Source organism: Pseudomonas sp. NPDC088429 (assembly GCF_044753305.1).
GTDB classification, from domain to species: domain Bacteria; phylum Pseudomonadota; class Gammaproteobacteria; order Pseudomonadales; family Pseudomonadaceae; genus Aquipseudomonas; species Aquipseudomonas rustica.
Genome location: NZ_JBIVMX010000078.1, coordinates 1 through 21,328, shown reverse-complemented (window position 1 = coordinate 21,328; position 21,328 = coordinate 1). Strand labels below are relative to the sequence as shown.

Here is a 21,328-nt window from a genome sequence, read left to right as displayed (position 1 = left end):
GCACCCCGCTGACGGTGCCCGATGGTCACTGAAAGTGGGTAGAATGCGGTTTTTTTCCAGTTGCGGGGGTGCGCGTTGCGCGAAATCGTCCTGATTAACATCACGGGAGTCGACCGTCCGGGTCTGACGGCAGCCATTACCGGTGTTCTGGCACAAGGTGGTGTGAACATTCTCGATATCGGTCAGGCGGTGATCCACGACACCCTGTCGTTCGGCATCCTGGTTGAAATTCCCGACTCCGAGCAAGGCAAATCCGTGCTCAAGGACATCCTGTTCAAGGGCTACGAGCTCGACCAGCAGGTGCGCTTCACCCCGGTGTCCGAAGAGGATTACCAGCAATGGGTGGGCAACCAGGGCAAAAAACGCCACATCGTGACCTTGCTGACCCGCAAGGTGACCGCCGGCCAATTGCAGGCCGTCAGCTCGATCACTGCTAAATACGGTTTGAACATCGACCACATCGACCGTCTGTCGGGTCGCATGCCGCTGGACACGCCGGCGGACAAGGGCAAGGGCTGCATCGAGTTTTCCGTGCGGGGCGAAGCGGCCGATCCGCAGGCGCTGCGCGCCGAATTCCTCAGCGTCGCCCAAGAGCTGAACGTCGACATCGCTTTCCAGGAAGATTCGCTGTTCCGTCGCAACCGTCGTCTGGCGGTGTTCGATATGGACTCGACGCTGATCGAAGCGGAAGTCATCGATGAGCTGGCCAAGGCTGCCGGTGTCGGCGAACAGGTGTCGGCCATTACCGAGCGCGCGATGTCCGGCGAGCTGGATTTTCGCGCCAGTTTCAAAGAACGTCTGGCGTTGCTCAAAGGCCTCGACGTCAGCGTGCTCGATTCGATCGGCGCTTCGCTGCGTCTGACCGAAGGCGCGGAAACGTTGTTCGCCGAACTCAAGCGTCTGGGCTACAAGACCGCGATCCTGTCTGGCGGCTTCACCTATTTCGCCAAGCAATTGCAGGCCAAACTCGGCATCGACTACGTGTTCGCCAACGAACTGGAAGTGGTCGACGGCAAGTGCACCGGCGTGGCGATCGAGCCGATTGTTGATGCGCAGCGTAAGGCTGATTTGCTGAAAGAGTTGGCACACAAGGAAGGTTTGCGTCTGGAGCAGACCATTGCCGTGGGCGATGGCGCGAACGATCTGCCGATGCTGGCAATTGCCGGGTTGGGCGTGGCGTTCCGCGCCAAGCCGTTGGTGAAGCAATCGGCGAAGCAGGCGATTTCGACGTTGGGTCTGGATGGTGTGCTGTATCTGCTGGGCTTCCGCGATCGTGATGGGCAGTTGTAATTAAAGATCAAAAGATCGCAGCCTTCGGCAGCTCCTACATGGTTTTTCTCCTGTAGGAGCTGCCGAAGGCTGCGATCTTTTGCTTTATAGCGACTTCCACAACGAATCAAAATCCTCCTCGCTCCCGCCATTCTGCGCGGCCTCCAGCGAGCGGTAAGCAAACTGATTAAAACTGTGCGTACTCGCCACCCGCCGATCCAGCCCGGCGCGGTGTTCTTCGCCGTGGGTGTTGATTAGCACTTTGCTGCCTTCCTGAAACGGCAGACGCGGTGCGAGCAGCGTTGCGGGCACGTCGATTGCGCTGATCTCCGGCAGCAATAATCCACGCAAATACTGGCTGTGATCGTCCCGCGAACGCACCAGTTGCAAGCCGCAGGGCTGCGCGTGTGGCGCCACCAGTTCAATGCCCATTTGCGTGCCGCCGCCGCGCACCTGACGAATCCAGCGAATCACCGCGATGCTCCAGCCCAGACTGACGCTGTCCTGAATGCCGAGCATTTCCCCGGCCTGCAACTCGGCGGGGACTTCTTTCGGCCAGCCTAAACAGTAGCCGCCGGGGCTGTGATTGATCACGGGCAATGCATAAGTCGGATAGTGCGGTGCGGCGTCGGCGCTGCTTTCGTCTTCGCCGAGGTGGTCGTACTGGATTTCTTCGTAGGGCAAAAACTCCTCGTTATTCTGTGGTGCGGCATCGAAGGCCTGGCTCCAGCTGTCCTTTTCACCTTGAACCACGGCGTGGCTGAAATTCGCTGCGCGGGCGCCGGGATGTTTGAGCATGTCGCTGAAACTGCGCTCGCCGCCAAGGTAGAAGTGCAGGGCGCTCATGCCCACGCACACGGTAAGATTGCCTTGGCCGACGGTGCGCTGAAAACTGCGTTCAGCCGCTTCGCCCCATGTCGCGTGTAAATGTTGCAGCGTGTCGAAACTCAGCCCGGTCGGGACGGGCAAAGGCTTGGACGTGTCCTGATGCAGCAAATGCGCTTCGAGGGTATTCACCAGCGGTTGCGGATCGAAGCCGAGCAAACCGGCGCGTTGCTCACTGCGGAACATGCTGCGGTAACGCGGGCCGACATCGAGTTCGGCGCTGATCGCAAACAGGCCGTCGTCGGGCGAGCCGGGATGCAGCTTGAGCAGGGCGCTCCATGGTTCAAGCACTTCGGCAAGGCGGGCGATCTGGTTCTGGCGCAGTTGATTGCAGCGGGCGCTGCCGAGGAGCAGGGCGGCGATGTAAGTTTGTTCGAGGCTCAGCTCCGTGGTCAGGCTGGCCAGATCGTCATGCACGCGCCGCTGTTGCAGCTGCAATTCACACGCGATGCGATAGAGCTGATGCAGTTCAAACCACAGATGCTCTGGCGGCGGACTGTACAGCTGGGTTGCGCGAACCAGTTGGCCCTTCAACGCATGTGCCGCGCGCTGCAAAGCCAATCCAACCAACGCCGCGCGATCCTTGCTGTACTTCGGCGCAATCCGCAGAACGATCTGTTTGTAACCGATCGCCAGATGACTTTGCAGGGCCTGACACAGATTGCTGATCTTGCGCGAACGCTCATCGAGCATGATCGCCTGATGCAGGAAATGTCGCTCCAGATGCTGGCAGACGAAATACACCTCGGGCCGCAGCAATTCGAGCAGCTGCAGACGATTGTCGCTGGGCGTGAGTAATTGGTTGAGTTCGCCGAGGCCTTGATACAACTGGCGGGCGGTTTCGCCGATGTTGGCCTTGGGCAGGCCGGCGATCCAGCGCTTGAGGTCGCGCGGGGAGGCTTCGCAAAATGACAGGCGCGGCTGACTCGGGGTCGGGGCGCGCAGCTGTGGGGGAGAGATGGTCTGGCTCATGCCAAAAACCATAGCAGCAAATAAGCGAGCGGGTGTTCTGCCTCAACGCATCGTCATTGACGATGCACACATAACAACGTGTAGGAGCTGCCGCAGGCTGCGATCTTTTGATCTTCGGACGCGGAGCGTCCACGGCTGCATTCCCACGCAGAGCGTGGGAACGATCAACAAAACAACGTGTAGGAGCTGCCGCAGGCTGCGATCTTTTGATCTTAAAACCAGGATCAAAAGATCGCAGCCTTTCGGCAGCTCCTACAGAGGTATCGACCGTCAGGGGAATCCATGACAGTCGATGCGTACTCAGGCGTTTGGCAGTGCCAGGCCTTGGCCCATCTGCACTGGCGAACCGGCAACCAGTTCTTCAGCCCATTTCACCTGATCCGGGCCGAACAGCACGATCGCGGTCGAACCCAGTTTGAAGCGGCCCAGTTCAGCACCTTTCTCCAGATGGATCGGCGCACGCGCGGCTTCGTCGTAGCGGAAGGTTTTCAGCTCACGCTTCGGCGGGGTGACCAGACCGGCCCACACGGTTTCAATCGAAGCGACGATCATCGCGCCGACCAGCACCACCGCCATCGGGCCGCGCTCGGTGTCGAAAATGCACGCCACGCGCTCGTTGCGAGCGAACAGTTCCGGCACGTTTTCAGCGGTGGTCTGATTCACCGAGAAAATCCGGCCCGGGATATAGACCATCTCGCGCAGGGTGCCGGCCAGCGGCATGTGCACGCGGTGGTAGTCCTTCGGCGACAGGTAAATAGTGGCGAAGTCGCCGCCCATGAACGGTGCCGCATTGGCCGCATCACCGCCGAGCAGTTCGAGTACGCTGAAGCTGTGGCCCTTGGCCTGGAACACGCGACCGTGTTCGATCGGACCGAGCTGGCTGACCGCACCGTCGGCCGGGCTGAGGATCGCGCCCGGGGTTTCGTCCAGCGGGCGCGCGCCGTCTTTCAGGGCGCGGGTGAAGAAGGCGTTGAAGTGCTCGTAAGCGGTCAGGTCTTCCACCAGCGCTTGCGACATGTCGACTTGATAACGCTTGGCGAACCACTGGGTGAACGCATTTTTGAACCAGCGCACGCGGCACTCGGCAACGCAGCCGGCCAGGCGCGACAGCAGGTGATGAGGCAGCAGGTACTGGCTGAGGATAAACAGACGCTCTTTCATTAGTTGTCCTTAAAAACCTTAAATCTCGACTGGCGTGTCTGGGTGGTTGCCCCATTCGCCCCAGGAACCGGCGTAGCCTTTTACCCGCGGATAACCGAGGGATTTGGCCACCAGATAAGTGAAGCCCGACCGGTGATGGGTCTGGCAGTGGGTAATGATTTCTTTGTCCTTGGTGATCCCGAGGTCTTCGAGGATCTGCGGCATGTCAGTACGAATGCGCAGCTGACGCGCCTTGTCCATTCCCGCCGTCCATTCAAAATTGACCGCGCCGGGGATGTGCCCGGCCTTGGCGGCCAGCACTTTCTCGCCGGAGTATTCCAGCGGCCCGCGCGCATCCCAGATCGCCAGATCGGCAGCCCCGAGACGGCTTTGCAGGTATTCACGGGTCGCGGTCGGCTCGTCGTGCAGGGGCAACGGCAGTGGGCCGCCGACCGCTGCAGGCACCTGAATCGACATCGGCATGCCATCCGCCAGCCACGCCGGCAAACCACCGTCTATATAGTGGTACTTGTGGTGACCGATTACGTCGAGCAACCAGATGAAGCGTCCGGCCCAGCCTCCGCCCTCATCGTCGTAAACCACGTAGACCGCGTCCTTGCGATGGCCCAGCTCACCGAACAACGCTTCCAGATCGGCTTTGGCCGGCAGCAAACCCGGCGCCGGCGGCTGGCCGAGCTGGGTACGCTTGGGGTCGACAAAGCGCGCGCCGGGGAGATGTCCCTCGGTGTAGCGGGCGGCACTGGTCAGATCCACCAGAATCAGCTCTTCAGACTCAAGCCGAGGCAGCAGGTCGCTCGGTTCAATGACGAGCGGCAAGCCAGAGAAGTCAGACATGCGAGGTCTCCAGAGCACAAAGGGGAGGATTGTAGCGCAGCCTCATCGGCCACGGCTGCTAAAGCTGTGCAGGGCTTTTTCGATGCACTGCGCGGTTTTGCCAAAGGCCTGCACGGTGATGTCGGCAAACGGCCCGCCGCCCTGATCGGCGACAACGATCATGATCACCCGGCCATTGTTGACCAATGAACGCAGGAACAGATGCTCACCGCGAAACAGCGTGCGCAGGCCCGATGGCAGCAACGCGGAAAATTGTGCGTTGTTGTCCGGGTTGATCCGCACCTGCGCCTGTTGCGCGAGTAAACGTTGCAGGACGCTGCTCTGGCTGACGACAAAATTCAGCGCTGCCGCTTCTTTCGGCAGGCCGAAGGTTTGATTCACGCGCAGATTGGATTGCGTGCGGTCAGCCATCAGGATCATCACCCGGCGCATGCCGCTGGCCACCAGCGCATCGCGGGCGGCGACGGTCAGGCTCATGGCATTGGTGAAACGGCTCGGCTCAGCCAGCAGTTCGGCGCATTGCTTACGCCACTGGCCCAGGTCTTCAGAGGTCGGCGCGGCGGCGGGCAGCATGCCGGCCGGCAAGCGACGGGTGCCCCACGGCCACAACAGCGAAACGGCCGGGTGCCACAAATCAGGCATCGCATGTTGCCGGGCACTGTTCGCGGCTTGTTGGTGCAACTGTTGCTGCACCTCGTCCATGGAAATCTGCAGATATAGGCTGGTCAGGTACTGCCAGCGTTCACTGTGCGGACTGTCCCAGGCCTGTTGCGCTGACAGCGCCAGACCGTTGGCCAGCAGCACGGTGTTGGCCGGTTGGTTGAGCCAGCGGCGCAAAGTCGGGTCATCGTCGAGGCGATTTTGCTGGCGCAGCGGGTGTTCGCTGTCGCGGGCGATGCGCAGCACTTTGACCAGTTCACGCTGTTCGCTGAGCAACAATTTATAGCCTTGCTGCACCCAGATCGGCAGGTGCCAGACCGCAACCAGCGCTTCCGCGATCCGCAGCAGGCGCACGCCGAACAATTGCTTTTCGACGGTGCGCGCCGACTCGCCCTTGTGGATAACCCGCAGCTCCCACTCTTCGAGCAACTGTGGATAAGTCAGCGCCAGTGGCCACAGCGGCGACAGAAACAACAGGCTGCCCCAATGAATGTCCTGCCACAACCGCGCCAGGCGACTGGCGAAAAAACCGTTGGCCTGTTGCGTCGCGTGCTGGCTGATCATCTGCAATTGGCGCAGGGCCTTGGGGATTTGCATCTGCGGTTCGGCTGGCAGGCGCGCAAGCAGTTCTTCGGTGCGGGCGAGGCCGAGACGGTTGATCGCCACTTCCAGATTTTCCGCCGGCGTGCCCATGTTGCCGTGGGTGTGACGATTGGCCTCACGGATGATGCTCAAGGCCAGCGCCGGGCTGTCCTGCATCAAATCGGCGATGTCGCGCAGCGAGCTGCGGTTATCGCGGATCGCGCGACAGACCTTGTCATGCGCCTCTTGCGGCACGGGCAGGCGAACGCTGTCGAGCAGCTTGACCCAGCCTTCGAGGGTGGTCGGTTTTGCGTGTGGGACGTTCGTTTCATTAGCCATGTCTGGACGGGATCTTCATCTGCTTTAGACGCGCCCGGCATGGGCTAAATTGGCTTTTCGCCTGAACTGGCTATAGTCTGGCGCAGTTTTGCCGATAAGTAGAAGAAGAGATTTTTTAACTTCCGAATATGACCTTGAACCCGACTTAAATAAGTACTTTCTACCTATGGCTAAAATTATCGGCATCATCGTCGTATTCGCGAGCGTGCTCGGCGGATACGTGCTTTCCCACGGCAAAATTGCCGCCCTGATCCAGCCTTTCGAGGTGTTGATTATCGGTGGCGCGGCACTCGGTGCGTTCCTGCAGGCCAACCCCGGCTACATGACGATGCACGTGCTCAAGAAATCCCTGAGCATGTTCAGTTCGCGCTTCACCCACACGTTCTATCTGGAAGTGCTGGGTCTGATCTACGAGATCCTCAACAAGAGCCGCCGCGAAGGCATGATGGCCATCGAGGGAGACATCGAAGATGCCGCCGCGAGCCCGATCTTCGCCAAGTACCCGGCCGTGCTCAAAGACGAACGCATGACCGCGTTCATCTGCGATTACCTGCGCATCATGTCGTCCGGCAACATGGCCCCGCACGAGCTGGAAGGCTTGTTCGACATGGAGCTGTACAGCCTTAAAGAAGACCTCGAACACCCATCCCACGCGGTGAACGGCATCGCCGACGCCATGCCGGGTTTCGGTATCGTTGCGGCGGTACTCGGTATCGTAGTGACCATGGCCTCGCTGGGTGAAGGCGATCAGAAATCCATCGGTCTGCACGTCGGTGCGGCACTGGTTGGTACCTTCTTCGGTATTCTCGCGGCGTACGGTTTCTTCGGCCCGCTGGCGCATTCGCTGGCCCACGATGCGAAGGAAGAGCTGAACGTTTACGAAGCCATCAAGGCCTCGCTGGTGGCTTCGGCTTCTGGCATGCCGCCGTCGCTGGCTGTCGAGTTCGGCCGCAAAGTGCTGTACCCGGCGCACCGTCCAAGCTTCGCCGAGCTGGAACAAGCGGTTCGCGGTCGCTAAGTCATGGAAAATAATCAGCCGATTATCATCAAGCGCGTCAAGCGCATAGCCGGTGGGCATCACGGCGGGGCGTGGAAAATCGCCTTCGCCGACTTTGCGACGGCGATGATGGCTTTCTTCCTCGTGCTGTGGCTGTTGTCCACCGCCACACCCGAGCAGAAGATCGCCATCGCCGGTTATTTCAAAGACCCGGTCGGCTTCTCCGAAAGCGGCACGCCGTACATCATCGACTTGGGCGGCACGCCGACCCTGGCGCCGGAAAACACCCTCAACCCTGAGGTGAAATCCCAGCCGCAACCAGACAAGGTCACCGTCGACACCGAACAGGTCGAAGGCATGGCCGAGCAGGTCGAGAAAGAACGTCTGGAACTGCTCCTGCAAGAACTGCAGAACAAGGTCGACGAGAACCCGCAGCTGCAGAAATTCAAGGATCAGATCCTCTTCGAGATCACCCCGAACGGCTTGCGCATCCAGATCATGGACGCTGAAAACCGGCCGATGTTCGACTCAGGTTCTGCACGCCTGAAGCCGTACTTCGAAGACATCTTGCTGGCGATGGCCGACACCATCAAAGCGGTGCCGAACAAGATCAGCATCAGCGGCCACACCGACGCCAAGCCGTACACTGGCACTGGCGATTTCGGTAACTGGGAGCTGTCGGCCAACCGCGCCAACGCTGCACGTCGTGCACTGGTAGCGGGGAGCTATCCGGATGCGCAGGTGGCGCGGGTCGTCGGTTATGCCTCGTCGGCGTTGTTCGACCGGGAAAACCCGTTCAACCCGGTCAACCGTCGTATCGACATCGTCGTCCTGACCAAAAAGGCCCAGGAAGCGATCGAGGGCGCGCAAGGGGCGGACGCAGCGAAACCAGTCGATGAAAGCCACAACGGCGCCACCCCGGCAACGCCGGTTGATCCGAATGCTCTGCCGGCGGATCAGCAACCGGTGCCGCCGCATGAGTTGCGTGAACGGCTGAACTTGTTTGATGACGCCGCGCCGAAACCGGCGGAACCGGGGAGTGCGGCGCCAGCGCCAGCGCCGGCACCTGCGCCGAAGCAGTAAGAGACGAAAAAGCCGACAGTGATGTCGGCTTTTTTGTGGTTGTCGGTTTCATTTTGCAGATCATTTTCTTAACGCCACGAAAATGATTGAGAGGCGGTCAGTAAGATCTCAAAACCCCCGCCGAATCCTGCCCTTCAACTGATCATGAAACTGCTCGGCATTCCTCTTGTAAGTCCCCTTCATCGACTCACTCATCGAATCCAGCATCACCGAACGCTTGTTCGTCACTTCCTCACGATAAGCATCAATAAAGAAATCCAGATCTTTATCCGTACTCAATTTCGGCCATTTATCCAGATACAGCGGCAGCTCCGCCGGCCCGGTCTTGAACGAGCAGATCCGTCGGTTGCTGATGGTCGCCTCGCCAATCTCGAACGGCACCCACCACGACGAAGCCGTCCGCTCCGACACCACCGCCAGCAAGTGCGTGCACTCGGTGATGTTGCGGGTGATGACGCCGGTGATGTCGTCGGTGGTCTGTGATTCCGGATCGAGCACATCCAGATAAGTCTTGATGTTCGCCTGTTTCAGGCGACTGTTGATCGCCATGGCCTGCATACGATCCATGTGGCGGTAGCTGATAAACACAGGCATCAGAAGTGTCCTTTGATTGCGAGTTCGCGGTAGTAGGCGCCGAGCGCGGTGAGGCGGCAGCCGGTGGAGTGGAGGGCGGCGTAGTACATGTGCTCGGCGTCGACCGGTTCGATCAGGCTGTGGCGATTGCACTTCTGCAGTTGCGCGAAGACCTCGCCGTGTTCCGGATTGAAGCTGGCTTCGGTCGGTTCGTAGCTGGGGTCGAGCGGGTAGGTCGATTCGGCTTCGGCAAACCATTCGGGCAGTTTGCGCAGGATCTCTTTGGGGATCAGCGGCGAGACTTCGCGCAGGGAAATGAACTGCGACACATTGGTCTTGAACACCGGGCGTTGTTCCCAAGCGTCGAGCGCGTTATCGACAAAGGAATAGAGGCTGCCGGGCGTGATCTTGCCGAGAATGTTCGCCGCGCCACCGTGCAAAGCCTGCAGCAGTAAACCGGTAAACACGCCGTGTTGCGCGCCTTCCATGGCCGGTTCTTCCTTTTTGCACGCGGTCAGAATGGTCATGCCTTCGCCGACCACACTGCTCTCGCTGCGCAAGGCACGGACCTCGCCGGCGGCGCCGCTTTGGCAGCAATCAAGGATGATCACTTTGTTCTTGATGCGCGTGGCTTTGCTCGCCCAGTTGAGGATGTCGCTGATGCGGATGCCGTCCTTGGCGTTGCGATAATCCTGGGGCAGCAACATGCCTTCGTCATTGTCGGTATCGAAACCGCCATGCCCGGCGAAATACAGCAGGGCAACGTTGCAGTCGCCGGAAAACAGCTCGCGGATCTGGTCTTCGAGCATCTCCCGCCCCAGGTAATCCTCAGCCGACGTCAGCACGACATTCTTGAAGTTGGGGTCGCCGTCGGCGTCGGTTTTCAGCACCGAGGCCATGGCCATGGCGTCATTGCTGCAACCGCTCAGGCGCGAAATATGCGTGTAGTCGTTGATGCCGATAAACAGTCCCTTGCGCATGATCAGGCCGCCGTGTGCAGGCGGATCGCGCCGACGATGCTGTTGGTGTTCCACGCGCATTCGGCGTGTGCGGCGTTACGCACCACCGTGGAAATGCGCTCGGCGCCGAACGGTTTCACCGCGATGATCACCTTGCCCATGCGCTTGGCGATCTCGATTTCCTTGTTGATCCACTTGCTGTAGGTCGAATACATGCCGGCCATGATCAGCACCGCCGAGCACGGACGAATCTTGTTTTCGATGGCTTCTTCGAGCTGTTTGTCGGTCTGCGCGCCCATGATCGGATTGTGCGGCGGCACCGAAAAATTCTTGTAGGTGAAGTCGGGGTGGGCACTGAGCAGGCGCACCAGATTGTCGTGGGCGTGGGAGTAGTTCCACGAGTGGCTGATGAACAAATGGTAGGTTTGCATGGGGGTTCCTCTGGGGCGCGAACGTGCGACGAGGAACTCAATGTAGGCTCATGAAACGTGCCCACAAGGCTTGGGCGAAGAAAGAGAAATGTCCTGCAGGCAGGCGTGCAAAAGTCCTACAGAAAAGACCGATGTTTAAAAAAGGGAGGAGGGTGTCAGGGGAAAACCGACATCCGGCAGCCCTTGGGGAAAGGGCTGCCGGTGCGACTGTTTAATAGCCGTTTTCGGGCAGGCTGGCGATGATCGAGCGGTAGCTGTTCATGCGCTGTTGCTGAACGCGGCCGTCTTCCAGTGCCTTGAGCAAGGCGCAACCGGGCTCGCGGTCGTGCTTGCAGTCGCGGAAACGGCAAGTGCCGAGCAGGTCGTCGAACTCGATGAAACCGGCTTCAACATCGGCACGGCTGACGTGGCCCAGGCCGAATTCACGGATACCCGGGGAGTCGATCAGCTCACCGCCACCGGGGAAGTGGAACAGGCGCGCGGTGGTCGTCGTGTGCGTGCCCTGACCGGACAGCTCGGACAGCGGCCCGACGCGGGTTTCGACTTCAGGCAGCAAGCTGTTGACCAGCGACGACTTGCCGACACCGGACTGACCGACGAACACGCTGATGCGTCCGTCGAGCTGCTTTTGCAGCTGTTCCATGCCGTCACCGTGGTGCGCCGACACTTCCAGCACCGGATAACCGAGCGTGCGGTACACCGCCAGCAGCGCATTGAGCGCCGGTGCGTTGTGCTCGTCGATCAGGTCGAATTTGTTCAGCAACAGCAACGGGCGGATGCCGGCGTGTTCGGCGGCTACGAGATAGCGGTCGATCAGGTTGGCATGCGGCTCGGGCAGCGGGGCGAAGACGATAACGATCATGTCGACGTTGGCCGCGACCGGCTTCAACTGGCCGCGACTGTCCGGACGGCAGAGCTCGGTGGTACGCGGCAATTGCGCGACGATCACACCGATGCCCTGATTGCCGGCACGCCAGACAACCGTGTCGCCGGTCACCAGCGCAGGCAGGTTGGCGCGCAAGTGGCAGCGGAAAACCTGGCCGGCCTGTTCGCCGTCAATGGCCTCGACTTCGACTTGCACGCCGAAGTGAGCGATCACCAGGCCGGTCTGTTCCGGGCCCAGGTCGCCGCCCTCCAGGGCTTCGACAGCCGAGGACTCGCGTTTGGCGGCGCGTGCGGCGCGTTCGCCCTGAATCTTTTCGATGCGCCAGTTTTGACGACGATTGAGTTGGCGTTTGGCCATGGGTGTTCCGTCTGAAGAATGCAGCGATTAGGTAAAACGGCCGCGAGTTTAGCACGCCCGGCAGCCGGCCTAGGCTAAACTGCGCAGCATTGCTCAGGAGCCGAAACATGCAAAACCCGCAGAATCTGATCTGGATCGACCTCGAAATGACCGGCCTTGACCCGGACAACGACGTCATCATCGAAATGGCCACCATCGTCACCGACAGTGACCTCAACACCTTGGCCGAAGGCCCGGTGATCGCCATCCACCACAGCGACGAAGTGCTCGCGCGCATGGACGAATGGAACACCCGCACCCACGGCAACTCCGGCCTGACCCAGCGCGTGCGCGACAGCCGCATCAGCATGGCCGAAGCCGAAGCGGAAACCATCGCCTTCCTCGAGAAATGGGTGCCGAAGGGCAAGTCGCCGATCTGCGGCAACAGCATCTGCCAGGATCGTCGCTTCCTTTATACCCACATGAAAGCGCTGGAAAGCTACTTTCACTACCGCAACCTCGACGTCTCGACGCTCAAGGAACTGGCCGCACGCTGGGCACCGGACGTACGCGACAGCTTCAAAAAGGGCAGCACCCATTTGGCGCTGGACGATATTCGCGAATCGATCGCCGAGCTGCAGCACTACCGCAAGCACTTCATCAAGTTCTGATGCCAGCCCTGTAGGAGCTGCCGCAGGCTGCGATCTTTTGATCTTTTTTTAAAAGCTAAATCAAAAGATCGCAGCCTGCGGCAGCTCCTACGGGGTTTTGTGTTTGCTGTGGCGCCCTCTTTTGGTGCCGCACCGAAATGGCTAGACTGCGCGCCTTCCTGACTGGATCGCCACCATGTTGCTGATGCTCTATCTGATTGCCATCACCGCTGAAGCCATGACCGGCGCGCTGTCTGCCGGCCGTCGTGGCATGGACTGGTTTGGCGTGGTGCTGATCGCCTGCGTCACGGCATTGGGCGGCGGTTCGGTGCGCGACGTACTGCTCGGACACTACCCGCTGACGTGGGTCAAACACCCGGAATACCTGGTGCTGACCTCGGTCGCAGCAATGTTCACAGTATTCACCGCCCGCTGGATGCGCCACCTGCGCTCACTGTTTCTGGTGCTCGACGCCGTCGGTCTGGTGGCCTTCACCCTGATCGGCTGCATGACCGCACTGGAAATGGGCCACGGCATGTTGGTGGCCTCGGTCAGCGGCGTGATCACCGGCGTCTTCGGCGGCATCCTCCGCGACATCTTCTGCAACGACATCCCGCTGATCTTCCGCCGAGAACTCTACGCCAGCGTCTCGTTCGCCGCGGCGTGGTGTTACATGCTTTGCCTGTATCTGAACGTGCCAAGCGAGCAGGCGATTCTGATCACACTGTTCGGCGGCTTCCTGCTGCGGCTGCTGGCGATCCGCTTCCATTGGGAAATGCCTAAGTTCGTCTATAACGATCAGCCGTAACGCGATATTCCATGTAGGAGCTGCCGAAGGCTGCGATCTTTTGACGTTGTTTCAAGATCAAAAGATCGCAGCCTGCGGCAGCTCCTACAGGGGGTTATGCGATTCCGTGTTGTTTCAGAGCCCATTCGACGTGTTCTTGTACCAGCTCTGACGGATAGTCCCGCCTTGCCTTCAACGCTTCCAGCACTGGAATGCTCGACGGCGCGTTACCGAGCCCCACTGCCAGATTACGCAACCAGCGTTCATACCCGGCGCGGCGCAGCGGTGAGCCTTCGGTGCTGCTGAGGAATTTATCCTCGTCCCACATAAACAACTCAGCCAGTTCCGCATTGTCGAGATTGTGCCGTGGCTTGAAGTCGCTTTCGCCGGAAGGTTTGGCGAAACGGTTCCACGGGCAGACGATCTGGCAGTCGTCGCAGCCGAACACGCGGTTGCCGATCAGTGGGCGCAGGTCTTCGGGGATCGCATTTTTCAGTTCGATGGTCAGGTACGAAATGCAGCGTCGCGCGTCCAGCACATACGGGCCGACGAAGGCATTGGTCGGACAAATGTCGAGGCACGCGGTGCAGCGTCCGCAATGTTCGGTGCTGTGCGGGTCATCCACTGGCAGCGGCAGATCAACGAACAACTCGCTCAAGAAGAAATAGCTGCCAGCCTTACGGTTCAGCACCAAGGTGTTTTTACCGATCCAGCCCAGTCCGGCCTGTTCGGCGATGGCTTTTTCCAGCACCGGCGCGCTGTCGACAAAGGCGCGAAAACCGAACGGGCCGATCTCGGATTGAATCTTGTCGGCTAATTGCTGCACACGTTTACGGATCAATTTGTGGTAATCGCGGCCCAAGGCATAACGCGAGACGTAGGCTTTTTCCGGTTGGGCCAGGCGTTTGGCCATTTCGGTGTCGCCCGGCAGGTAGTCCATGCGCAACGAAACCACGCGCAACGTGCCCGGCACCAGTTCTTCCGGGTGCGAGCGTTTGCTGCCGTGGGCGCCCATGTAGTCCATTTCGCCGTGGTAGCCGGCCGCGAGCCAGCGCTGCAGATGCTGTTCATGCTCGGCGAGATCCAGGCCGCTGATGCCGACTTGCTGAAAGCCCAACTCGCGGCCCCAATCCTTGATCGATTGGGCGAGGGCGGGCAGGTCTGTGGTGATGGCGGACATGAGGCGAGAGAAACCGGAGCTGAGGTGCGTATAATTCTGCCAGACATCGGAGCCCGAAGACGCATGCCGCACACGAAAGATGAATTACCCGACGCGCTGTATGGCGCCGCACAGGTGCGCGAACTCGATGCGCGGCTGATTGCCGCCGGCACGCCGGGCTTCGAATTGATGCAGCGCGCGGCGCATGCAACGTGGCGCGCGCTGGTTCGGCAATGGCCGTCGGCGACCGAACTGACGGTGCTGGCCGGGCATGGCAACAATGCTGGCGACGGTTATCTGGTCGCGGCCATGGCACAGCGAGCCGGCTGGCAGGTGCAAGTGTTGGCAGTCGGCGATCCGCAGCGATTGCAGGGCGATGCCGCTTTGGCGTATGCCGAGGCGTTGGCTGAAGGCGTCGCGGTGCAAGGCTGGCAGGCTCACAGCGAACTTCGTGGCGTCATTCTTGATGCCTTGCTCGGCACCGGTTTGAGCGGTGACGTGCGCGAGCCTTACCTCTCGGCGATCAAAGCCATTAACGCCAGCGGCTTGCCGGTAACTGCCGTCGACATTCCTTCTGGTTTATGTGCAGACACTGGGTATGTGCTCGGCGGCGCCGTGCAGGCCGATCTGACGGTGACCTTTATCGGGCTGAAACTCGGTTTGTTCACCGGCGATGCGGCGGATCACGTCGGCTCGTTGCTGTTTAATGATCTGCAAGCCAGTGCCGACATCTATCGTGACATCCCGGGCATCGCCCAACGGCTCAACCCGGCTAATCTTCCGAAACTGGCGGCGCGTAGGCCGACTTCGCACAAGGGCCGTTTCGGCCATGTGTTGCTGATCGGTGGCGATCACGGGTTTGGCGGGGCGATCCTGCTCAGCACCGAAAGCGCCTTGCGCAGCGGCGCAGGCATGGTTTCGCTGGCGACGCGCCCCGAGCATGTCCCGGCAGCGCTGACTCGCGTGCCGGAGGTGATGACGCTCGGCACATCGTCGGCCAATCAATTGATGGGCTTGCTGGAAAAAGTCTCGACACTGGTGATCGGCCCCGGACTCGGCCAGGCCAGTTGGGGCCGGGCGTTGCTGTCAGCAGCTGCCAATGCGCCGTTGCCGCAAGTCTGGGACGCCGACGCATTGAACCAGCTGGCGAGCGGTTTTGTGCAGCTGCCCAAGGATTGCGTGATCACCCCGCATCCCGGCGAAGCGGCGCGGTTGCTCGGCATCAGTACCGCCGAAGTGCAGGCTGACCGACCGGCCGCCGCGCGGGCATTGAGCAAAAAATACGCAGCGACTGTAACTCTCAAAGGTACCGGTACTCTGATCGCACATCCCGATGGGCGTCTGGCGCTGTGTCATCAGGGCCACCCGGCGATGGCGACCGCCGGGTTGGGCGATGTGCTGGCCGGTTTGACCGGCGCGTTGCTGGCGCAGGGTATGCAAAGTTTCGACGCCGCGTGTCTGGCCGTGTGGCTGCACGCCAACGCCGGGGCGCAACAAGGCAAATTGGGCCGTGGGCTGGCGGCCAGTGATCTGATTCCAGCCATTCGTCAGTTGTTGGAGGAGCAAGCACCGTGTCTGAAGTAACCCTGTACCTGGCCGATGAACAGGCCATGAGCGACTTTGGCGCACGGATCGCCCGCGTGACCCAGGGCCACGGCCTGATTTTTCTGGAAGGCAACCTCGGGATGGGCAAAACCACGCTGTCGCGGGGCATCATTCGTGGCCTGGGCCACGTGGGCTCGGTAAAAAGTCCGACCTTCACGTTGGTCGAGCCCTACGAGATCGGTGACGTCCGCGCCTTCCACTTTGACCTGTATCGACTGGTCGATCCGGAAGAGCTGGAGTTTCTCGGCATCCGCGATTACTTCGAAGACGATGCGCTGTGCCTGATCGAGTGGCCCGATAAAGGTGCAGGCTTTTTGCCAAAGCCTGACCTGACCATTACCATTAGCCCGCAAGACAGCGGGCGTTCGCTGAAAATTTTATCCCAGGGCTCGCGTGGCGAGGCTTGGTGTGCCGCTTTGGCATTGGAATCCAATTAAATGATGGGGTTAGGTATGCGCTTTCGCGCGTTGGTGGCTGCCGTTGGACTGTTGTTGATGGCAGTAACCGTCAACGCTGTGGCCGATTCAAAGGTCAACAGCGTGCGCTTGTGGCGAGCGCCGGATAACACGCGACTGGTCTTCGACCTGAGCGGCCCGGTGCAGCACAGCGTCTTCACCCTGACCGCTCCGGATCGGCTGGTGATCGACATTAATGGCGCCACCTTGGGTGCGCCGCTGAAATTGCAGACCGCGAACACCCCGATCACCGCCATGCGCTCGGCACAACGCACGCCGACCGACCTGCGTGTGGTCATCGACCTGAAAAAAGCCGTCACCCCGAAAAGCTTCTCGCTGGCGCCGAACGGGCAGTATGGCAACCGTCTGGTGGTTGACCTGTTCGACAACGCAGCCGACGCCGAACCCGCTCCAACACCTGCGCCGACCCCTTCGGTCGCGACCATACCGGCAGTGCCGGTCACCCCGACAGAACCGGCGATCAAGTTGCCCCCAGCCCCGGCCGGCAAGCGCGACATTATTGTGGTGATCGACGCCGGCCACGGTGGCGAAGACCCGGGCGCGTCCGGTTCGCGCGGGCAGCGTGAGAAAGACGTGGTGCTGCAGATCGCCCGCGAACTGCAACGTCAGGTCAACGGCATGAAAGGCTTCCGCGCCGAACTGACCCGTACGGGCGACTACTTCATCCCGTTGCGTGGCCGTACCGAAATCGCCCGCAAAAAAGGCGCCGATCTGTTCGTGTCGATCCACGCCGACGCCGCGCCTTCTGCGGCAGCCTTCGGCGCCTCGGTGTTTGCCCTGTCTGATCGCGGCGCAACCTCGGAGACCGCGCGTTGGCTGGCCGACAGCGAAAACCGTTCCGACTTGATCGGTGGTGCCGGCAACGTCAGCCTCGACGATAAAGACCGCATGCTCGCGGGCGTGTTGCTCGACCTGTCGATGACCGCCTCGCTGACCTCCAGCCTCAACGTCGGCCAGAAAGTCCTGACCAACATCGGCCGCGTCACGCCGTTGCACAAACAGCGCGTGGAACAAGCCGGGTTTATGGTGTTGAAGTCGCCGGACATCCCGTCGATCCTGGTCGAAACCGGGTTTATCTCCAACGCCAACGAAGCGAACAAGCTCTCGGCCTCAAGCCACCAGCAAGCGCTGGCGCGTTCGATCAGCAGTGGCGTGCGCCAGTTCTTCCAGCAGAATCCGCCACCGGGCACTTACATCGCCTGGCTGCGTGATTCCGGAAAAATCGCCCAAGGCCCGCGCGATCATCGCGTCGGCCCGGGTGAAACCCTGGCAATGATCGGCGTGCGTTATCAGGTGTCGCCGGCCACGCTGCGCAGCGCAAACAATCTGAAAAGTGATGAGCTGAAAGTCGGCCAGCACCTGACCATTCCTGGCACCGAACTGGCGTCCAAAGAATGAACGAAGTGCTGAACGCTGCCGCGCGCATCGAACTGCTCAGCCCACGGCTGGCGAACCAGATTGCCGCCGGTGAGGTGGTTGAACGTCCGGCCTCGGTGATCAAGGAGTTGCTGGAAAACAGCCTCGACTCCGGCGCCAAACGCATTGATGTCGATGTCGAGCAGGGCGGCGTCAAGCTGCTGCGCGTCCGTGATGACGGCAGCGGTATTTCCGCCGATGACCTGCCGCTGGCGCTGGCCCGTCACGCCACCAGCAAGATCCGCAACCTCGAAGACCTCGAGCAAGTGATGAGCCTCGGTTTCCGGGGTGAGGCACTGGCGTCGATCAGCTCCGTGGCGCGCCTGACCCTGACTTCGCGTACCCGCGATGCCGAACAGGCCTGGCAAGTTGAAACCGAAGGTCGCGACATGGCGCCGCGTGTTCAACCGGCGGCCCACCCGGTCGGCACCTCGGTGGAAGTTCGTGATCTGTTCTTCAACACCCCGGCGCGGCGCAAATTCCTCAAGACCGAAAAAACCGAATTCGATCACCTGCAAGAAGTGATCAAACGTCTGGCGCTGGCGCGTTTTGACGTGGCGTTTCATCTGCGCCACAACGGTAAAACCATCCTCAGCCTGCACGAGGCCCACGATGATGCAGCCCGCGCACGGCGTGTGGCGGCGATTTGCGGCTCGGGTTTCCTTGAGCAGGCGCTGCCGATCGAGATCGAGCGCAACGGGTTGCACTTATGGGGCTGGGTCGGTTTGCCGACCTTCAACCGCAGCCAGGCGGATTTGCAGTATTTCTTTGTGAATGGCCGGGCCGTGCGCGACAAACTGGTCGCCCACGCGGTACGTCAGGCTTATCGCGATGTGCTGTTCAACGGCCGTCACCCGACATTTGCGCTGTTTTTCGAAGTTGATCCGGCGGCAGTCGACGTCAACGTCCATCCGACCAAACACGAAGTACGCTTCCGTGACGGGCGCATGGTGCATGACTTCCTTTACGGCACGTTGCACCGCGCGTTGGGCGATGTGCGGCCGGAAGATCAACTGGCCGGCTCCGTCACCACTGCCGTCGTTCGTCCATCCGGCCTCGATGCCGGCGAGTTCGGCCCGCAAGGCGAAATGCGTCTGGCGGCCAATGCGCTGCTGGAACAACCGCAGGCACAACCGGCGTTTAACACCTCGTCCGGTGCCAGCGCTGGCGGCGCTTATCAGTATCAATACACACCGCGCCCGCAGTCGGGCATGCCGCCGGCCGCCGAGGCGCAGGCTGCGTATCGCGAGTTTTTTGCGCCGTTGCCTGAAGCCAACGCCAATGCGCTGCCGGCCGGTCAGGAAGACATTCCGCCGCTGGGTTACGCGCTGGCGCAGCTCAAAGGCATCTACATTTTGTCCGAGAACGCCCAAGGCCTTGTGCTGGTGGACATGCACGCAGCGCACGAGCGGATCATGTACGAGCGCCTGAAGATCGCCATGGCCAGCGAAGGCTTGAGCGGCCAGCCATTGCTGGTGCCAGAGTCGTTGGCAGTCAGTCAGCGCGAAGCCGATTGTGCTGAAGAGCACGCCGCATGGTTTCAACGTCTGGGCTTTGAACTACAGCGGCTGGGACCGGAAACTCTGGCGATCCGCCAAATTCCAGCCTTGTTGAAGCAAGCCGAAGCCAACCGCTTGGTCGGCGATGTACTCTCGGACTTGATGGAGTACGGCACCAGCGACCGGATTCAGGCACACCTCAACGAATTGCTCGGCACCATGGCCTGCCACGGCGCGATCCGCGCCAACCGGCGCCTGGCCCTGCCGGAAATGAACGGCCTGCTGCGCGACATGGAAAACACCGAGCGCAGCGGTCAATGCAACCATGGCCGACCGACCTGGACCCAACAGGGCCTGGACGATCTGGACAAACTGTTCCTGCGCGGTCGTTGATGAGCCAGCTCCCTCCAGCGATTTTTCTGATGGGCCCGACCGCTGCGGGCAAGACTGATCTGGCCATCGAGCTGACCAAGGTGCTGCCGTGCGAGTTGATCAGTGTCGATTCGGCGCTGGTCTATCGCGGTATGGACATCGGCACTGCCAAGCCTTCCAAAGAACTGCTGGCCGAACATCCGCACCGCTTGATCGACATTCTCGATCCGGCGGAAGCGTATTCGGCTGCGGATTTCCGTCGCGATGCGTTGCAAGCGATGGCGGAAATCACCGCACGCGGAAAAATTCCGCTGCTGGTCGGCGGCACCATGCTCTATTACAAGGCGCTGGTGGAAGGGTTGGCCGAGATGCCGGCGGCTGATCCTGAGGTGCGCGCGCAGATCGAGGAAGAGGCTGCACGCCTTGGCTGGCAAGCCCTGCACGACCAATTGGCGGTCATCGACCCGGTGTCGGCGGCGCGGATTCATCCGAACGATCCGCAGCGCTTGAGTCGGGCACTGGAAGTCTATCGAGTCAGCGGTCAGAGCATGACTGCCCTGCGCGCACAACAATCTGCGCAAAGTACTGAAGCAGCCGCTTCGGGACTGCAACAATTGCCCTATACTGTCGCGAACTTGGCCATTGCCCCGGCAAACCGCCAGGTACTGCACGAGCGCATTAAACAAAGATTCACAATTATGTTGGAACAGGGATTCATCGACGAGGTCGTAGCCCTGCGTAAAAGAAGTGACCTGCATTCAGGGTTGCCGTCTATACGTGCGGTAGGCTACCGCCAAGTCTGGGATTACCTGGATGGCAAGCTGACGTTGGCCGACATGCAGGAGCGCGGCATCATCGCCACGCGCCAATTAGCCAAGCGCCAGTTCACCTGGCTGCGCAGCTGGGAAGATCTACACTGGCTGGACAGTCTTGATTGCGACAATCTGCCACGCGCCTTGAAATACCTTGGGACCATCTCCATATTGAGCTGAGTCCTTGCAATTGCCGTCTATCCTTGGGGGTGTGGCGGCTAAAGCCATCTGAATTACCTATTTTTTATTATTGAATCCTTAAAGGAGTGCGGCACATGTCAAAAGGGCATTCGCTACAAGACCCTTACTTGAATACTTTACGTAAAGAGAAAGTTGGGGTTTCCATCTACCTGGTCAACGGTATCAAACTGCAAGGCACGATCGAGTCGTTCGACCAGTTCGTGATCCTGCTGAAAAACACCGTGAGCCAGATGGTTTACAAACACGCTATCTCGACAGTAGTGCCGGTTCGTCCAATTCGTCTGCCTAGCGCAACCGAATCCGAAGCAGCTGACGCTGATCCAGGTAACGCCTGATAGGAGTCTCCTTTGTTCTTTGAGCGCCACGGTGGTGGTGAGCGACTAA

At 60.4% G+C, this 21,328-nt stretch carries 20 protein-coding genes; 11 read left to right on the top strand and 9 right to left on the bottom strand.

Going from position 1 to position 21,328, the window contains the following annotated elements; all coding sequences use genetic code 11:
* The first annotated feature begins 75 nt into the window (after positions 1-75).
* Positions 76-1,290 (top strand): phosphoserine phosphatase SerB, encoded by a 1,215-nt coding sequence (gene serB, locus ACIP66_RS25410; protein ID WP_053116753.1) that lies wholly within the window; start codon positions 76-78, stop codon positions 1,288-1,290.
* Between the two features lie 84 nt (positions 1,291-1,374).
* On the opposite strand, the gene ACIP66_RS25405 is transcribed toward serB, so the two are convergent.
* From ACIP66_RS25405 to ACIP66_RS25390, 4 genes are all read right to left on the bottom strand, one after another.
* Positions 1,375-3,126 carry a molecular chaperone gene (locus ACIP66_RS25405; RefSeq protein ID WP_400651783.1) on the bottom strand — a complete coding sequence of 584 codons (1,752 nt, stop codon included), beginning with the start codon at positions 3,124-3,126 and terminating at the stop codon, positions 1,375-1,377.
* Between the two features lie 300 nt (positions 3,127-3,426).
* Complete coding sequence (gene asd, locus ACIP66_RS25400; protein ID WP_053116755.1) at positions 3,427-4,287, bottom strand: archaetidylserine decarboxylase; 861 nt, start codon at positions 4,285-4,287, stop codon at positions 3,427-3,429.
* Between the two features lie 18 nt (positions 4,288-4,305).
* Positions 4,306-5,121: a thiosulfate sulfurtransferase gene (gene rhdA / locus ACIP66_RS25395; RefSeq protein ID WP_400651781.1), complete on the bottom strand. Its 816-nt coding sequence runs from the start codon at positions 5,119-5,121 to the stop codon at positions 4,306-4,308.
* 42 nt (positions 5,122-5,163) lie between these two features.
* On the bottom strand, positions 5,164-6,702 hold the full coding sequence (locus ACIP66_RS25390) for an HDOD domain-containing protein (RefSeq protein WP_400651778.1): 1,539 nt from the start codon (positions 6,700-6,702) through the stop codon (positions 5,164-5,166).
* Positions 6,703-6,868: 166 nt separating this feature from the next.
* Here ACIP66_RS25390 and motA point away from each other — a divergent pair, with 166 nt between their 5' ends.
* Entirely contained in the window at positions 6,869-7,720 is an 852-nt protein-coding gene (gene motA / locus ACIP66_RS25385; protein ID WP_053116758.1) for a flagellar motor stator protein MotA, read from the top strand.
* A 3-nt stretch (positions 7,721-7,723) separates the two neighbouring features.
* Positions 7,724-8,782: a flagellar motor protein MotB gene (gene motB / locus ACIP66_RS25380; RefSeq protein ID WP_159811708.1), complete on the top strand. Its 1,059-nt coding sequence runs from the start codon at positions 7,724-7,726 to the stop codon at positions 8,780-8,782.
* A 108-nt stretch (positions 8,783-8,890) separates the two neighbouring features.
* Here the strand turns inward: motB and ACIP66_RS25375 are convergent, their stop codons facing one another.
* From ACIP66_RS25375 to rsgA, 4 genes are all read right to left on the bottom strand, one after another.
* Complete coding sequence (locus ACIP66_RS25375; RefSeq protein WP_053116761.1) at positions 8,891-9,376, bottom strand: toll/interleukin-1 receptor domain-containing protein; 486 nt, start codon at positions 9,374-9,376, stop codon at positions 8,891-8,893.
* Positions 9,376-10,335: a caspase family protein gene (locus ACIP66_RS25370; protein WP_053116762.1), complete on the bottom strand. Its 960-nt coding sequence runs from the start codon at positions 10,333-10,335 to the stop codon at positions 9,376-9,378. Before ACIP66_RS25370 ends, ACIP66_RS25375 begins: the two co-directional genes overlap by 1 nt.
* Before the next feature lie 2 nt (positions 10,336-10,337).
* On the bottom strand, positions 10,338-10,745 hold the full coding sequence (locus ACIP66_RS25365; RefSeq protein ID WP_053116763.1) for a TIR domain-containing protein: 408 nt from the start codon (positions 10,743-10,745) through the stop codon (positions 10,338-10,340).
* 211 nt (positions 10,746-10,956) lie between these two features.
* Positions 10,957-11,988 (bottom strand): small ribosomal subunit biogenesis GTPase RsgA, encoded by a 1,032-nt coding sequence (gene rsgA / locus ACIP66_RS25360; protein WP_007915800.1) that lies wholly within the window; start codon positions 11,986-11,988, stop codon positions 10,957-10,959.
* Positions 11,989-12,095: 107 nt separating this feature from the next.
* Here rsgA and orn point away from each other — a divergent pair, with 107 nt between their 5' ends.
* Positions 12,096-12,638 carry an oligoribonuclease gene (gene orn / locus ACIP66_RS25355; protein ID WP_053116764.1) on the top strand — a complete coding sequence of 181 codons (543 nt, stop codon included), beginning with the start codon at positions 12,096-12,098 and terminating at the stop codon, positions 12,636-12,638.
* A 175-nt stretch (positions 12,639-12,813) separates the two neighbouring features.
* The gene (locus tag ACIP66_RS25350) at positions 12,814-13,425 is read left to right on the top strand and encodes a trimeric intracellular cation channel family protein (RefSeq protein WP_053116765.1); all 612 of its coding nucleotides are present in this window, start codon (positions 12,814-12,816) and stop codon (positions 13,423-13,425) included.
* Positions 13,426-13,519: 94 nt separating this feature from the next.
* Here ACIP66_RS25350 and queG read toward each other — a convergent pair whose 3' ends face one another.
* Complete coding sequence (gene queG, locus ACIP66_RS25345) at positions 13,520-14,584, bottom strand: tRNA epoxyqueuosine(34) reductase QueG (RefSeq protein WP_159815244.1); 1,065 nt, start codon at positions 14,582-14,584, stop codon at positions 13,520-13,522.
* A gap of 63 nt (positions 14,585-14,647) precedes the next feature.
* On the opposite strand from queG, the gene ACIP66_RS25340 reads away from it, so the two are divergent.
* The 6 genes from ACIP66_RS25340 (at position 14,648) to hfq (ending at position 21,279) form a co-directional block, all read left to right on the top strand.
* Positions 14,648-16,147, top strand: coding sequence for an NAD(P)H-hydrate dehydratase (locus tag ACIP66_RS25340; RefSeq protein WP_400651772.1), 1,500 nt, complete (start codon positions 14,648-14,650; stop codon positions 16,145-16,147).
* Positions 16,135-16,605, top strand: a complete 471-nt coding sequence (gene tsaE / locus ACIP66_RS25335; protein WP_053116768.1) for a tRNA (adenosine(37)-N6)-threonylcarbamoyltransferase complex ATPase subunit type 1 TsaE — start codon at positions 16,135-16,137, stop codon at positions 16,603-16,605. Before ACIP66_RS25340 ends, tsaE begins: the two co-directional genes overlap by 13 nt.
* Positions 16,606-16,608: 3 nt before the next feature.
* The gene (locus ACIP66_RS25330) at positions 16,609-18,042 is read left to right on the top strand and encodes an N-acetylmuramoyl-L-alanine amidase (protein ID WP_218586048.1); all 1,434 of its coding nucleotides are present in this window, start codon (positions 16,609-16,611) and stop codon (positions 18,040-18,042) included.
* 8 nt (positions 18,043-18,050) lie between these two features.
* The gene (gene mutL / locus ACIP66_RS25325) at positions 18,051-19,952 is read left to right on the top strand and encodes a DNA mismatch repair endonuclease MutL (RefSeq protein ID WP_400651786.1); all 1,902 of its coding nucleotides are present in this window, start codon (positions 18,051-18,053) and stop codon (positions 19,950-19,952) included.
* On the top strand, positions 19,952-20,923 hold the full coding sequence (miaA, locus tag ACIP66_RS25320; protein ID WP_053116771.1) for a tRNA (adenosine(37)-N6)-dimethylallyltransferase MiaA: 972 nt from the start codon (positions 19,952-19,954) through the stop codon (positions 20,921-20,923). The genes mutL and miaA overlap by 1 nt, the downstream gene beginning before the upstream one ends.
* A gap of 95 nt (positions 20,924-21,018) precedes the next feature.
* Positions 21,019-21,279: an RNA chaperone Hfq gene (gene hfq / locus ACIP66_RS25315; protein WP_400651768.1), complete on the top strand. Its 261-nt coding sequence runs from the start codon at positions 21,019-21,021 to the stop codon at positions 21,277-21,279.
* The last annotated feature ends 49 nt before the right edge of the window (positions 21,280-21,328 follow it).

Coding starts and splice junctions, on each gene's coding strand:
- ACIP66_RS25375 (WP_053116761.1), bottom strand. CDS start 9,376: ATGCCTGTGTTTATCAGCTACCGCCACATGGATCGTATGCAGGCCATG.
- queG (WP_159815244.1), bottom strand. CDS start 14,584: ATGTCCGCCATCACCACAGACCTGCCCGCCCTCGCCCAATCGATCAAG.
- orn (WP_053116764.1), top strand. CDS start 12,096: ATGCAAAACCCGCAGAATCTGATCTGGATCGACCTCGAAATGACCGGC.
- ACIP66_RS25330 (WP_218586048.1), top strand. CDS start 16,609: ATGGGGTTAGGTATGCGCTTTCGCGCGTTGGTGGCTGCCGTTGGACTG.
- rhdA (WP_400651781.1), bottom strand. CDS start 5,121: ATGTCTGACTTCTCTGGCTTGCCGCTCGTCATTGAACCGAGCGACCTG.
- ACIP66_RS25365 (WP_053116763.1), bottom strand. CDS start 10,745: ATGCAAACCTACCATTTGTTCATCAGCCACTCGTGGAACTACTCCCAC.
- ACIP66_RS25340 (WP_400651772.1), top strand. CDS start 14,648: ATGCCGCACACGAAAGATGAATTACCCGACGCGCTGTATGGCGCCGCA.
- motA (WP_053116758.1), top strand. CDS start 6,869: ATGGCTAAAATTATCGGCATCATCGTCGTATTCGCGAGCGTGCTCGGC.
- ACIP66_RS25350 (WP_053116765.1), top strand. CDS start 12,814: ATGTTGCTGATGCTCTATCTGATTGCCATCACCGCTGAAGCCATGACC.
- ACIP66_RS25390 (WP_400651778.1), bottom strand. CDS start 6,702: ATGGCTAATGAAACGAACGTCCCACACGCAAAACCGACCACCCTCGAA.
- hfq (WP_400651768.1), top strand. CDS start 21,019: ATGTCAAAAGGGCATTCGCTACAAGACCCTTACTTGAATACTTTACGT.
- rsgA (WP_007915800.1), bottom strand. CDS start 11,988: ATGGCCAAACGCCAACTCAATCGTCGTCAAAACTGGCGCATCGAAAAG.
- miaA (WP_053116771.1), top strand. CDS start 19,952: ATGAGCCAGCTCCCTCCAGCGATTTTTCTGATGGGCCCGACCGCTGCG.
- asd (WP_053116755.1), bottom strand. CDS start 4,287: ATGAAAGAGCGTCTGTTTATCCTCAGCCAGTACCTGCTGCCTCATCAC.
- ACIP66_RS25405 (WP_400651783.1), bottom strand. CDS start 3,126: ATGAGCCAGACCATCTCTCCCCCACAGCTGCGCGCCCCGACCCCGAGT.
- ACIP66_RS25370 (WP_053116762.1), bottom strand. CDS start 10,335: ATGCGCAAGGGACTGTTTATCGGCATCAACGACTACACGCATATTTCG.
- motB (WP_159811708.1), top strand. CDS start 7,724: ATGGAAAATAATCAGCCGATTATCATCAAGCGCGTCAAGCGCATAGCC.